The sequence below is a fragment of the Streptomyces sp. NPDC048353 genome, assembly GCF_055587165.1.
Genome location: NZ_JBVJGU010000001.1, coordinates 228,188 through 240,190, shown reverse-complemented (window position 1 = coordinate 240,190; position 12,003 = coordinate 228,188). Strand labels below are relative to the sequence as shown.

Here is a 12,003-nt window from a genome sequence, read left to right as displayed (position 1 = left end):
GATCCGAGGGGCGGGCGTGGAGATCCGGCGGGCGACGACGGTGGCGGAGCTGATGGCGGCGGAGCACCTCTACGACGGTCCGCCGCGGCCGGAGTGGGCGGAGCGCTTCCTGGCCGCCCCGGGCCATCTGATGCTGATCGCGTACGCGGAGGACGGGTTCCCGGCGGGCCTGGTCTCCGGGATCGAGATGCTCCACCCGGACAAGGGCTCGGAGATGTGTCTGTACGAGCTGTCGGTGGACGAGGGGCACCGGCGGCGCGGCATCGGCCGGGCGCTGACCGAGGCGCTGGCGGCGGTGGCGCGGGAGCGGGGTTGTTACGACATGTGGGTGGGGGTCGACACGGACAACGTCCCGGCCCTCGCGACGTACCGCTCGGCGGGCGCGGCGGACGACGGCGCGTTCGCCATGCTGACGTGGGAGTTCGAGGCGAAGGGCCGGTGAGAGGGGCCGCGCCGGCCCAGGCCCTCCGCGCCGGTGGTGCTCTGAGCCGAAGGGGCCGTCGGGGGAACACGGCCGAGCGCGCGCAGCTCCCGAGGAACGAGGGAGCGAGCACGTACGGCCGTGTGAGTCCGACCCATAGGCCCCGGAGGCGAACCGAGCCCTAGGAAAAACGCTCCGCGACGAGCTGTCCGAGAAGCTCGGGGCCCATCGGGTAGGGACGCTCCTCGGGCAGCCTCGTCCTGGCGTCGTCGGTCCGGCCGTCCCGTACGAGCGCGTGGATCTCGTGCGCGAGCGGGGTGACGTCCCGTATGCCCACCGTCCACCGGTCCGCGTAGAGCCGCGCCGCCTCTCCGGTGAGCCCCAGCTGGAGCGAGCGGTACGGCAGCGCCTGCAGGTGCGGGTCCCGTTCGGGGTCCCACTGGACCCGCGCCGGAGAACGCCGCAGCTCCTTCTTCCAGGCCGCGTGGTCGGCGTGGATCTTCCGGACGTAGTGCGACAGGCAGGCGTGGCGCAGCGCCCACTCGAAGCCCTCGCGGGTGATCTCGATGGCGAGGACCGTCTGCTGTCCCTCCTTCAGGCCCCAGCCGCAGCGGTACATCATCCACAGGAACGAGGGCTTGATCCAGGTCATTCTGTCCCGCTTCCACGCGGGCGGGAATCGGCCGTCGCGGGCCGCCGGGAGGCCGATGGACGGACCGTAGGCCTGGTAGACGGTCACCGTCGTCGCGGTGTGCAGGGCGCGGATCTGGTACTTCGGCGGAACGACGGACATGGCCCCCAGGGTGCGCCGTCACGCGCCCCGGGGGCCACCGGTTTTCCGGGTCCGGCCGTGTCAGTGGTTGCGCGGGAAGCCCAGGTCGACGCCCGCGGGCGCGTCGGAGGGGTCCGGCCAGCGGGTGGTGACGACCTTGCCGCGGGTGTAGAAGTGGACGCCGTCGTTGCCGTAGACGTGGTGGTCGCCGAAGAGCGAGTCCTTCCAGCCGCCGAAGGAGTGGTAGCCCACCGGCACCGGGATCGGGACGTTCACGCCGACCATGCCCGCCTGGATCTCCAGCTGGAAGCGGCGGGCCGCGCCGCCGTCGCGGGTGAAGATCGCGGTGCCGTTGCCGAACGGCGAGGCGTTGATGAGGGCGACACCCTCCTCGTACGTCTCGGCGCGCAGCACGCACAGCACCGGGCCGAAGATCTCGTCCTGGTACGCCTTCGCCGTGGTGGGGACCTTGTCCAGGAGCGAGAGGCCGATCCAGTGGCCGTTCTCGTGCCCGTCGACGGTGTGGCCGGTGCCGTCGAGGACGACCTCGCAGCCCTCGGCGGCGGCGCCCGTCACGTAGGAGGCGACCTTGTCGCGGTGGACGGCCGTGATGAGCGGGCCCATCTCGGAGGTCGGGTCGTTGCCGGGGCCGATCTTGATCTTCTCGGCGCGCTCGCGGATCTTCTGGACCAGCTCGTCGCCGATCGCGCCCACCGCGACGACCGCGGAGATCGCCATGCAGCGCTCGCCCGCGGAGCCGTAGGCGGCGGAGACGGCCGCGTCGGCCGCTGCGTCCAGGTCGGCGTCGGGCAGCACCAGCATGTGGTTCTTCGCGCCGCCGAGCGCCTGGACGCGCTTGCCGTTGGCGGAGGCGGTGGTGTGGATGTGGCGGGCGATCGGCGTCGAGCCGACGAAGGAGACCGCCGACACGTCGGGGTGCTCCAGGAGCCGGTCCACCGCGATCTTGTCGCCGTGGAGGACGTTGAAGACGCCCTCCGGCAGGCCCGCCTCGGCGAGCAGCTCGGCGATCTTCAGGGACGGGGAGGGGTCCTTCTCGCTCGGCTTGAGGATGAAGGTGTTGCCGCACGCGATGGCGATCGGGAACATCCACATCGGCACCATGGCCGGGAAGTTGAAGGGCGTGATGCCGGCGACGACACCGACCGGCTGGCGGATCGAGGCCACGTCGACCCGGTTCGACACCTGGGTGGACAGCTCACCCTTGAGCTGGGTGGTGATGCCGCAGGCCAGGTCGACGATCTCCAGACCGCGGGCGACCTCGCCCAGCGCGTCGGAGTGGACCTTGCCGTGCTCGGCGACGATCAGCTCGGCGATCGCGTCGCGGTTGGCGTCGAGGAGCGCCCGGAACTTGAAGAGGATCGTGGTGCGCTGCGCCAGGGACGCCGTGCCCCACGTCTCGAACGCGGTCTTCGCGGCGGCGACGGCCGCGTCGACCTCCTCGACGGAGGCCAGGGCCACCTGCGTGGTCACGGCTCCGGTGGCCGGGTCGGTGACCGGGCCCCAGTTGCCCGACGTGCCCTCGACGGTCTTGCCACCGATCCAGTGGTTGACGGTCTTCGTCATGACGGAATGCTCCTTCTGGCTGTTACAGGTGGCGGCGTCGGGCGGTGACGTGCCGGTCGTACTCCTCCCGTGCCTTGACCGCCGACGAGCGGGTCGCGGTCTCGGCCACGGGAACATCCCACCACGCCTGGGCGGAGGGCGGGCCCGACACTGTGTCTGCCGTTTCGGTCTCGGTGTAGACACATGTGGGAACGGTCGACGCGCGGGCGTCGGCCAGGGCTTCTCGCAGGTCACGTACGGTGCGGGCGCGCAGCACCCGCATGCCGAGGGAGGCGGCGTTGGCCGCCAGGTCGACGGGGAGCGGGGCGCCGGTGAAGGTGCCGTCGGGGGCCCGGTGGCGGTAGGCGGTGCCGTACCCCTCGCCGCCGACGGCCGCCGAGAGCCCGCCGATGGAGGCGTAGCCGTGGTTCTGCAGGACGACCAGCGTGAGGGGCAGTCCTTCCTGTACGGCGGTGACGATTTCGGTGGGGTTCATCAGATACGTCCCGTCCCCGACCAGGGCCCAGACGGGCCGCTCGGGTGCGGCGAGCGCGACGCCGATCGCGGCCGGGATCTCGTAGCCCATGCAGGAGTAGCCGTACTCCAGGTGGTACTGGTCCGAGGAGCGGGCCCGCCACAGCTTGTGGAGATCGCCGGGGAGCGAGCCGGCGGCGTTGATCAGGATGTCGTCCTCGGTGACGAGGGTGTCGAGCACGCCGAGGACCTGGGCCTGCGTGGGCCGGGCGTCCTCGTCCGGCACGGCGTAGGCGGCGTCGACGCGTCGCTCCCACTCCGCCTTGGCCGGGGCCCAGGCCGGCGGGTGCCCGTCGAGGCGGTGGCCTTCGAGGGCTTCGGTGAGGGCGGTGAGGCCCTCGCGGGCGTCGGCGACGAGCGGCAGCCCGCCGAGTTTGTGGGCGTCGAACCCGGCGATGTTGAGGTTCATGAACCGTACGTCCGGCCGGGCGAAGAGGGTGGAGGAGGCGGTGGTGAAGTCGGTGTAGCGGGTGCCTACGCCGATGACGAGGTCGCTCTCCGCGGCGAGCGCGTCGGCGGTGGCGGTGCCCGTGTGGCCGATGCCCCCGACGTCGCAGACGTGGTCGTACGGCAGCGCGCCCTTGCCGGCCTGGGTGGAGGCGACCGGGATACCGGCCCGTTCCGCGAAGGTGCGCAGCGCGCCCTCGGCGCGGCTGTGCTTCACCCCGCCGCCGGCGACGATCAGCGGCTTGGCGGCGCCCCTGATCGCCCATACCGCCGCGTCGAGCTCGCCCTCGTCGGGCCGCGGCCGGCGCACCCGCCAGATCCGCTCGGCGAAGAACTCCTCCGGCCAGTCGTACGCCTCCGCCTGCACGTCCTGGGGCAGCGCGAGCGTCACGGCCCCGGTCTCGACGGGGTCGGCGAGGACTCGGGCGGCGGCGAGCGCGGCCGGGATCAGCGCCTCGGGGCGGGTGATCCGGTCGAAGTACTTCGAGACCGGGCGCAGGCAGTCGTTGACGGACACGTCCCCGGCGTAGGGGACTTCGAGCTGCTGGAGGACGGGGTCGGCGGGGCGTCCGGCGAAGACGTCGCCGGGCAGCAGCAGGACCGGCAGGTGGTTGACGGTGGCGAGGGCGGCGCCGGTGACGAGGTTGGTGGCGCCGGGGCCGATGGAGGTGGTCACGGCGTGCGCGGAGAGCCGGTTCGACTGCCGGGCGTAGCCGACGGCCGCGTGCACCATCGCCTGTTCGTTGCGCCCCTGGTGGTACGGCATGACGTCGGCGTACTCCAGCAGCGCCTGGCCGACCCCCGCGACGTTGCCGTGTCCGAAGATGCCCCAGGTCGCGGAGACCAACCGGCGCCGCACGCCGTCGCGTTCGGTGTACTGGGCGGCGAGGAAGCGCACCAGTGCCTGGGCGACGGTGAGCGTGCTCACGTGTATCCCTCCGTGTGGTCGGGATGGAAGCAGATCTTCCATTCGCGCTCGGGACCCGGCCCCGCCATGACGTTGAGGTAGTACATGTCGTGGCCGGGCTGGGCGATCGACGGGCCGTGCCAGCCGTCCGGTACCAGGACGGCGTCACCGCTGCCGACCTCGGCGAGGAGGTCGGCGCCGCCGGGGCGGGAGGGGGAGATCCGCTGGTAGCCGAGGCCGGCGCGCCGGATCTCGTAGTAGTAGATCTCCTCCAGCTCGGACTCCGCACCGGGGCGGTGCTCGTCGTGCTTGTGGGGCGGGTAGGAGGACCAGTTGCCGCCGGGGGTGATCACCTCGACGGCGATCAGCCGGTCGCAGGGGAAGACGCCGGCGGCGGCGAAGTTCCGCACCTGGCGGGCCTGGGAGCCGCTGCCGCGGGCCTCGACGGGAACCTCCGGCGCGGGGCCGTAGCGAGCGGGGAGTCGTCGCTCGCACTTCGCTCCTGCCAAAGCGAAGCGGCCTCCCGCACCGGAGGCGATCTGGGCCCGGGTGTCGCGGGGCACGTAGGCGAAGTCGGAGACTCCGTCGAACACGCTCTCGCGGCCGTGCACCTCGAAGGTCTCGTCGTCGAGCCGCACCGTGCAGCCGCCGGAGAGCGGGAGCACGATCCATTCGCCGTCCCCAGTGTCCAGCAGATGGCTCTCGCCGGGGCGGAGTTCGAGAACGCGCAGGGCGGAATACCGCCACCCGGCCCGCGCCGGACCGACATCGAGGGCGTAGGGCCCGCCCGAGGCGGTCCCGGCGGGCAGATGCAGGGAGTTCATGCTCCTGTGCCTACCCCTTCCGCGAGGAGACTCGCCGCCGTGCCGGTGGCTTCGGCCGCCTTTCCGTCCGGCGGGTGGAGGAGGAAGCGTCCGCCGACGAGGCCACGGACGGCCGGCAGGCGCGGCACGGCAGCGGGTGCGGCCGGTCCGCCGGCCGGGGGGTCGTGGGGTGCGGCGGGTCCGGTGGCCCGGGGGGCATGAGGTGCGGCCGGTCCGTCGGCCGGGGTGTCGTGGGGTGCGGCGGGTGTCACGGGGTGCGCTTCGGGATCGAGCCGGTGCCGGCGGCGAGGGCCAGGGCGATCTCGTCGTCGTACGGCATCGCGGGCGAGCAGGCGAGCCGGCCGGCGACGATCGCGCCGGCGGCGTTGGCGTAGCGGATCACGCGGTCGAGGTCCCAGCCGGCCAGGAGGCCGTGGGCGAGGGCCCCGCCGAACGCGTCGCCGGCGCCGAGGCCGTTGACCACCTCGACCGGCAGCGGCTCCGCCTCCGCGCTCTCGCCGTCGGCGGTCAGGGCGAGGACGCCCTTGGGCCCCTGTTTGACGACGGCGACCCGGACCCCGGAGTCCAGGAGGGCGCGGGCGGCGGCGTGGGGTTCGCGCTCACCGGTGGCGATCTCGCACTCGTCGAGGTTGCCGACGGCGACCGTCGCGCTGCCGAGGGCGGCGCGGTAGAGGGCGGGCGCCTCGCCGGGGTCGTCCCAGAGCGCGGGACGCCAGTCCAGGTCGAGCACGGTCGGTCCCTCCGGCGCCTCCCCCGGGCCCTGCCCGGCGGCGCGTGCCCGCAGGGCCGCGAGCGTCGACTCCCGGCTCGGCTCGGCGCTCAGGCCCGTGCCCGTCACCCAGAACGCCCGCGCGGAGCGGATCGCCGCGAGGTCCAGCTCGGACGGGTGGATCTCCAGGTCCGGCGCCTTGGGCTGACGGTAGAAGTGGATCGGGAAGTCGTCGGGCGGGAAGATCTCGCAGAAGGTGAGAGGCGTCGGATAGGCCTCGACGGCCGTCACCCACCGGTCGTCGACCCCGAACGCCCGCAGCTCCTGGTGCAGATACTCCCCGAAGGGATCGGCGCCCGTCCGGGTGATGAGGGCCGTGCGCCGGCCGAGCCGCGCCGCCGCGACCGCCACGTTCGAGGGCGAGCCGCCCAGGAACTTGCCGAAGCTCTCGACCCGGGCGAGTGGCACCCCGACCTGCAGGGGGTAGAGGTCCACGCCGATGCGCCCCATCGTGATCAGGTCGTACGGCTCCGCCCGCATACGTCACCTCTCGCCTCGGCCCCGCACCCAGGTCTAGCCGCCTGCCGGGAGCCATGTCAACGCTATGTCCTTACATTCGGACGTCCGTCTTGACGCGTCTCCGAGAACCCGGCCAAGGTGACGTTCATGACGAATCCGTCGCCACTGTCCCGTATTCGCATCGGCTCCGCCCCCGATTCCTGGGGCGTCTGGTTCCCCGACGATCCCCGTCAGGTCCCCTGGCAGCGCTTCCTGGACGAGGTCGCCGGGGCCGGCTACTCCTGGATCGAGCTGGGTCCGTACGGCTATCTGCCCACCGACCCCGCGATCCTCGCCGACGAGACCGGCCGCCGGGGGCTGAAGGTCTCCGCCGGGACGGTCTTCACCGGGCTCCACCACGGCCCGGCCGTCTGGGAGAAGACCTGGGCGCACGTGGCCGACAACGCCGCCCTCGCCCAGGCGATGGGGGCGGAGCACCTGGTCGTCATTCCTTCCTTCTGGCGAGACGACAAGACAGGGGAGGTCCTGGAGGACCGCACGCTCACCGCCGACCAGTGGCGGCAGCTGACCGGTCTCACCGAGCGCCTCGGGCACGAGGTCCGGGAGCGCTACGGCCTGCGGATCGTCGTCCACCCGCACGCCGACACCCACGTCGACAGCGAGGAGAACGTGGCCCGCTTCCTGGACGCCACCGACCCCGACCTGGTCTCGCTCTGTCTGGACACCGGCCACTACGCCTACTGCGGCGGCGACAGCGTCGCACTGATCGAGACCTACGGCGAGCGGATCGGCTACCTCCACCTGAAGCAGGTCGACCCGGAGATCCTGGCGGGGGTCGTCGCGGACGGGGTCCCCTTCGGACCGGCGGTGGCGCGCGGCGTGATGTGCGAGCCGCCCTCGGGCGTGCCCGCCCTGGAACCGGTCCTGACGGCGGCCCAGGCCCTCGACGTGGACCTCTTCGCCATCGTGGAGCAGGACATGTACCCCTGCGACCCCGACAAGCCCTACCCGATCGCCGTCCGCACCCGACGCTTCCTCCGCTCCTGCGGCGCGTAGGGCGCAGAGCTCAGGGCGAAGGGCGTAGAGCCGGGCCCGGAACCGAAGTCCCCCACGGGTGCGGGGAGAAGGCCCGTCGCCACGCCGATCCGCTTGTGCGCCACTTACGTCACATCCGTCCCCCCGTTGTCACACATATCTCCATTACGCGGGCTTTCCGTCACAGCCGGTCGACAGCCGCTCTCCTCCCGTCCGAGGGTGTCGTTCAACGGGCACAGGCTCAGTGATCGCCAGCGCTGGCCTCGCAGCTCCCCCGAACGGCACCCCCGCCGCAGCTGTGAGGCGCGCAGGGAGGTGCCACGCATGACGGACAGAAGGCTCTGGTCGTACAAGGACATCGCCGCGCACATCAAGGTGCAGCCGGACACCGTCCGTTCCTACCGGAAACACGGTTTGCTGCCGCCCCCCGACCATGTGGAGTCGGGCAAGCCCTACTGGTACGCGGACACCATCCGCGCCTGGGTCGCCAACCGCCCCGGCAACCGGAGCCGCCGGGACTGACCCCCGCCCCGCCCTTCCTCCCGACCCACGACGGCCCCGCCCCCCGATCTGGCGCGGGGCCGTCCGCGTGCCCGGACGTGGCCGCTAGCCCCCCACGGGTTCCTTGGCACGGTCGGCACGGTCGGCCGGCTCCGGCGCGGCCGTTCGGGCCGGCGGGGCCGGCACGGGTATGCCGCCCTCGGTGATGCCGAACCGGTCGTGGAAGCGGCGCAGGGGTCCGGGCGCCCACCAGGTGAGGCGGCCGGTCAGCTTCATGACGGCCGGGACCAGCAGGCTGCGCACCACCATCGCGTCCATGAGCACGGCGAGCGCGACGCCGAGGCCCAGCATCTTGGTGTTGGTCACCCGGGAGGTGCCGATGGCGACCATCACGACGGCCAGGATCACGGCGGCGGCGGTGATCAGGCCGCCGGTGTGCCGCAGGCCGAAGCGGACGGAGTGCTCGTGGTCGCCGGTGGCGTCGTACTCCTCCTTGATCCGGGAGAGCAGGAAGACGCCGTAGTCCATGGAGAGGCCGAAGGCGACGCAGAACATCAGCACCGGCAGGGTCGTCTCGATGTCACCGGTGGCGGTGAAGCCGAGCAGCCCGGACAGATGGCCCTCCTGGAAGACCCAGACCACGGCTCCGAACATCGCCGTGAGGCTGAGGGCGTTGAGGACGACGGCCTGGAGGGGGATGAGCACGCTTCCGGTGAGGAGGAAGACCAGCAGCAGCGTGACCACCACGATGATCCCGAGCGCCCAGGACAGCCGGTCGGCTATGGCGTCCTTGGAGTCGACGAGGACGGCGGCCGCGCCGGTCACGGAGGTGTCGAAGGGCGCCTCCCGCTCCCGGATCTCACCGACCACCCGCTGGGCGTCCTCGCCGACGGTCTCGCCTTCGGGCAGCACGGTGAAGGTGGCGTAGGCGTGTGCGCCGGGCCCGGGGGTCATCGGGCCCTCCACCCGCGCGACGCCGTCGACGGCCGCGATCCGCTCGCGGTACTCGGCGTACTGGGCGGGGGTGGCCCGGCCCTCGGCGAGCACCGTGAGACCACCACCGGGGTCTCCGGGGAAGCCGTCACGCAGCCGGTCCTGGACGACCCGGGATTCGGCGGTGGCGGGCAGCTGACGGTCGTCGGCCGTGCCGAACCGGACGCCCAGGAAGGGCAGTCCGAGGAGGAGGAGTCCGACGGTGGTGACCACGGCGAAGACGGGGGCGCGGCGCATCACCAGCGCGGCCGTCCTGGCCCACCCGGCCCCGGGCCGCCGCCCGGCACCGCCCGCACCCGGGCCCGTACCCGAGCCACGTCGGAACAGGCGTCGCAGAGCGAGGGCGTTGACCCGTTCGCCGAGCAGGACGAGGGCGGCGGGGAGCAGGATCAGCGCGGCTCCGGCGGCGAGCAGTACCACCGCGATGCCGGCGTAGGCGAAGGAGCGCAGGAAGTACTGCGGGAAGACGAGCATGGCCGCGAGCGAGACGGCGACGGTCAGCGCGGAGAAGAGCACGGTCCGTCCCGCCGTGCGCAGCGTGGTGCCGACGGCGGTGCGCGGGTCGGCTCCGGTGGCCAGCTCTTCGCGGAAGCGGCGGACCACGAACAGGGCGTAGTCGATGGCGAGTCCGAGGCCGAGCGCGGTGGTGAGGTTCTGCGCGAAGACGGACACGTCGGTGAGCTCGGTGAGGCCGCGCAGCACGGCGTTGGTGCCGAGGATCGCCACGATTCCGATGCCGAGCGGCAGCAGGGCGGCGACGGCGCTGCCGAAGACCATCACCAGCAGGACGAGCGTCACGGGCAGCGCGATCAGCTCGGCGCGCAGCAGGTCCTCCTGGATGGTGGCCTGCATCTCGTGGCGCACGGCGAGCGGCCCTCCCACGGATACCTCGACCGGACCCCGCTCGCCCCGGTACGCGGGGGCGATGCGCTGGAGGATCTCCCCGGCCGCCTTCTCGTCGCCGTCGATCCGGGCGACGATCACCGCCTGCCGGCCGTCCTCGGAGCGGAGGGACGGGGAGCCGGTCCGCCAGTAGGAACCGACGCCGCTCACCCCCTCCTCGGCGGCGAGCCGGGCGTCGAGCCGGCGGGCCTCGGCGGCGACGGCGGGGGCGTCGACCCCGGCCGGTCCCGCGTCGAGGAGGAGGAGCAGATTGGGCTGGGAGGCGGGGAACTCCCGCTCCAGGACCCGGGTGGCGTACGTCGACTCCGCGTCCGGGTCCTCCCAGCCGCCGCTGCCCATCCGGTCGGCGACGCCGCTGCCCGCGAAGACCGCGAGGGCGGTGATCACCAAGGCGGCGAGGAGGGAGAGACGAGGCCGGGCCGTGACGAACCGTGTCCACCCCCCTCCCCGGGCGGGCGCTGGATTCTTGACTTCGGCCATGACGCGGTGTCCCCTTCACCGTGACCCATGCGCTCGCTTCCCGGCAGGCCGCATGGGTCGTCCGTTGCCATAGACTGGCAAACACGAGTCATCGCTCGCGTTTCTCAAGAATGCGAGCGACCACTCGCGTTTGTCAAACAGTCCACGAAAGCTGGGGACAGCCATGTCCGAGAATCCACCGGCAGGCGAGGCGCCCGAGGAGTCCGGCGAACCCAGGCCGCGCCGGCGCCAGGCCCGCGGCGAGCGCCGCATCACGCAGCTGCTCCAGGCGGCCGCGAACGTCTTCTGCGCGAACGGATACACGGCGACCAGCACCAACGCGATCGCCCGCGAGGCGAGCGTCTCCCCCGGCACGCTCTACCAGTACTTCCCCAACAAAGAGGCCATCGCCATCGAGCTCGGCGACCGCCTGCTGCACCAGATGCGGGAAGCGCACGGCCAGGCCTTCACGCCGGAGAACTTCGAACTGCCGCTGCCCGAGCTGCTCGACGCCGTCGTCGACCCGCTGATCGAGTTCAACTGCCAGAACCCCGTCTTCCTCGCCCTGATGCAGGGCTCGGAGATCCCGGGCCGGATCACGGAGGAGCACGACGCCCTGCACGCCTCGCTGCTCGCCCGGGTCAGGGACCTGCTCCACCACTACCTCCCGGACCTTCCGGTCGAGGAGGCGACCCGGATCGCCGACATGACCTTCGCCGTCTTCAAGGGCGGCCTCGCGCTCGTCCTCGCCGCCCCCGAAGGGCCGGAGCGGAACGCCGTGACCGCCGAGCTGAAGCAGGTCCTGCTGCGCTACCTCGACCCGGTCATCGGCGACGCGCACCTCGCCGGGCCGCCCACCCCGGCCCCGGTACCGGCCCGCTGACCGGCTCCTGACCGGCTCTCTCGGGACGCTTCTCCCCGACACCGGCACCTCCGGTGGAATCGATACCCCCTAGGGGTATAAAGTGTGCGAGTGTACGACCCGGAACCGCCACGCTCGAAGAGGAGAACGTCATGACCGCCGAGACGAAGACCGACCTTCCGCAGGCCGCCGGCGGCTGCTGCTCGCCGACCGGCTCGTGTCACGACGGCGCGGCCGATCCCGCGGGCGGCGTCACCACCGTCTACCAGGTCAAGGGCATGACCTGCGGTCACTGTGAGGGCGCGGTCTCGAGCGAGATCTCCGAGATCGCCGGCGTCTCCTCCGTCACGGCCGCCGCCGCGACCGGTGAGGTCACCGTGGTCTCCGAGGCCCCGCTCGACGAGGCCGCCGTACGCGCCGCCGTCGACGAGGCCGGCTACGAACTGCTCGGCCGGGGCTGACCCCCGGCCCGCCGAGGCCGGCCCGCCGTCCGCGGGCGGGACCCGGCGGCCGGCCCCGGCATGTCCGAGCGGGGCCGTACTGTGAAGACGGTA

General features: G+C 72.5%; 11 protein-coding genes. 5 read left to right on the top strand and 6 right to left on the bottom strand.

The window, feature by feature from the left end; genetic code table 11:
* The first annotated feature begins 16 nt into the window (after positions 1-16).
* Entirely contained in the window at positions 17-442 is a 426-nt protein-coding gene (locus ACZ6RC_RS01080) for a GNAT family N-acetyltransferase (protein ID WP_469578494.1), read from the top strand.
* Between the two features lie 160 nt (positions 443-602).
* On the opposite strand, the gene ACZ6RC_RS01075 is transcribed toward ACZ6RC_RS01080, so the two are convergent.
* The 5 genes from ACZ6RC_RS01075 to iolC all read right to left on the bottom strand — a co-directional run bounded on the left by ACZ6RC_RS01075 (position 603) and on the right by iolC (position 6,717).
* Positions 603-1,214 carry a DUF4291 domain-containing protein gene (locus ACZ6RC_RS01075; RefSeq protein WP_469578493.1) on the bottom strand — a complete coding sequence of 204 codons (612 nt, stop codon included), beginning with the start codon at positions 1,212-1,214 and terminating at the stop codon, positions 603-605.
* Positions 1,215-1,274: 60 nt separating this feature from the next.
* Positions 1,275-2,777 (bottom strand): CoA-acylating methylmalonate-semialdehyde dehydrogenase, encoded by a 1,503-nt coding sequence (gene mmsA, locus ACZ6RC_RS01070; protein WP_469578492.1) that lies wholly within the window; start codon positions 2,775-2,777, stop codon positions 1,275-1,277.
* A gap of 22 nt (positions 2,778-2,799) precedes the next feature.
* The gene (gene iolD / locus ACZ6RC_RS01065) at positions 2,800-4,707 is read right to left on the bottom strand and encodes a 3D-(3,5/4)-trihydroxycyclohexane-1,2-dione acylhydrolase (decyclizing) (RefSeq protein ID WP_469578489.1); all 1,908 of its coding nucleotides are present in this window, start codon (positions 4,705-4,707) and stop codon (positions 2,800-2,802) included.
* A complete protein-coding gene (iolB, locus tag ACZ6RC_RS01060) occupies positions 4,662-5,468 on the bottom strand; it encodes a 5-deoxy-glucuronate isomerase (RefSeq protein WP_391142930.1) in 807 nt (268 codons plus the stop codon). Before iolB ends, iolD begins: the two co-directional genes overlap by 46 nt.
* A 247-nt stretch (positions 5,469-5,715) precedes the next feature.
* On the bottom strand, positions 5,716-6,717 hold the full coding sequence (gene iolC, locus ACZ6RC_RS01055; RefSeq protein WP_469578487.1) for a 5-dehydro-2-deoxygluconokinase: 1,002 nt from the start codon (positions 6,715-6,717) through the stop codon (positions 5,716-5,718).
* Positions 6,718-6,843: 126 nt separating this feature from the next.
* Here iolC and ACZ6RC_RS01050 point away from each other — a divergent pair, with 126 nt between their 5' ends.
* Both ACZ6RC_RS01050 and ACZ6RC_RS01045 read left to right on the top strand, forming a co-directional pair.
* The gene (locus ACZ6RC_RS01050; RefSeq protein ID WP_391142936.1) at positions 6,844-7,752 is read left to right on the top strand and encodes a sugar phosphate isomerase/epimerase family protein; all 909 of its coding nucleotides are present in this window, start codon (positions 6,844-6,846) and stop codon (positions 7,750-7,752) included.
* 303 nt (positions 7,753-8,055) lie between these two features.
* The gene (locus tag ACZ6RC_RS01045) at positions 8,056-8,253 is read left to right on the top strand and encodes a helix-turn-helix transcriptional regulator (RefSeq protein ID WP_362477803.1); all 198 of its coding nucleotides are present in this window, start codon (positions 8,056-8,058) and stop codon (positions 8,251-8,253) included.
* 84 nt (positions 8,254-8,337) lie between these two features.
* On the opposite strand, the gene ACZ6RC_RS01040 is transcribed toward ACZ6RC_RS01045, so the two are convergent.
* Positions 8,338-10,608, bottom strand: a complete 2,271-nt coding sequence (locus ACZ6RC_RS01040; RefSeq protein WP_469578485.1) for an MMPL family transporter — start codon at positions 10,606-10,608, stop codon at positions 8,338-8,340.
* Between the two features lie 163 nt (positions 10,609-10,771).
* On the opposite strand from ACZ6RC_RS01040, the gene ACZ6RC_RS01035 reads away from it, so the two are divergent.
* Positions 10,772-11,470: a TetR/AcrR family transcriptional regulator gene (locus ACZ6RC_RS01035; RefSeq protein WP_469578483.1), complete on the top strand. Its 699-nt coding sequence runs from the start codon at positions 10,772-10,774 to the stop codon at positions 11,468-11,470.
* 131 nt (positions 11,471-11,601) lie between these two features.
* Entirely contained in the window at positions 11,602-11,910 is a 309-nt protein-coding gene (locus tag ACZ6RC_RS01030; RefSeq protein ID WP_469578482.1) for a heavy-metal-associated domain-containing protein, read from the top strand.
* Positions 11,911-12,003 lie beyond the last annotated feature (93 nt).

Coding starts and splice junctions, on each gene's coding strand:
- ACZ6RC_RS01075 (WP_469578493.1), bottom strand. CDS start 1,214: ATGTCCGTCGTTCCGCCGAAGTACCAGATCCGCGCCCTGCACACCGCG.
- mmsA (WP_469578492.1), bottom strand. CDS start 2,777: ATGACGAAGACCGTCAACCACTGGATCGGTGGCAAGACCGTCGAGGGC.
- iolD (WP_469578489.1), bottom strand. CDS start 4,707: ATGGAAGATCTGCTTCCATCCCGACCACACGGAGGGATACACGTGAGC.
- iolB (WP_391142930.1), bottom strand. CDS start 5,468: ATGAACTCCCTGCATCTGCCCGCCGGGACCGCCTCGGGCGGGCCCTAC.
- iolC (WP_469578487.1), bottom strand. CDS start 6,717: ATGCGGGCGGAGCCGTACGACCTGATCACGATGGGGCGCATCGGCGTG.
- ACZ6RC_RS01050 (WP_391142936.1), top strand. CDS start 6,844: ATGACGAATCCGTCGCCACTGTCCCGTATTCGCATCGGCTCCGCCCCC.
- ACZ6RC_RS01045 (WP_362477803.1), top strand. CDS start 8,056: ATGACGGACAGAAGGCTCTGGTCGTACAAGGACATCGCCGCGCACATC.
- ACZ6RC_RS01040 (WP_469578485.1), bottom strand. CDS start 10,608: ATGGCCGAAGTCAAGAATCCAGCGCCCGCCCGGGGAGGGGGGTGGACA.
- ACZ6RC_RS01035 (WP_469578483.1), top strand. CDS start 10,772: ATGTCCGAGAATCCACCGGCAGGCGAGGCGCCCGAGGAGTCCGGCGAA.
- ACZ6RC_RS01030 (WP_469578482.1), top strand. CDS start 11,602: ATGACCGCCGAGACGAAGACCGACCTTCCGCAGGCCGCCGGCGGCTGC.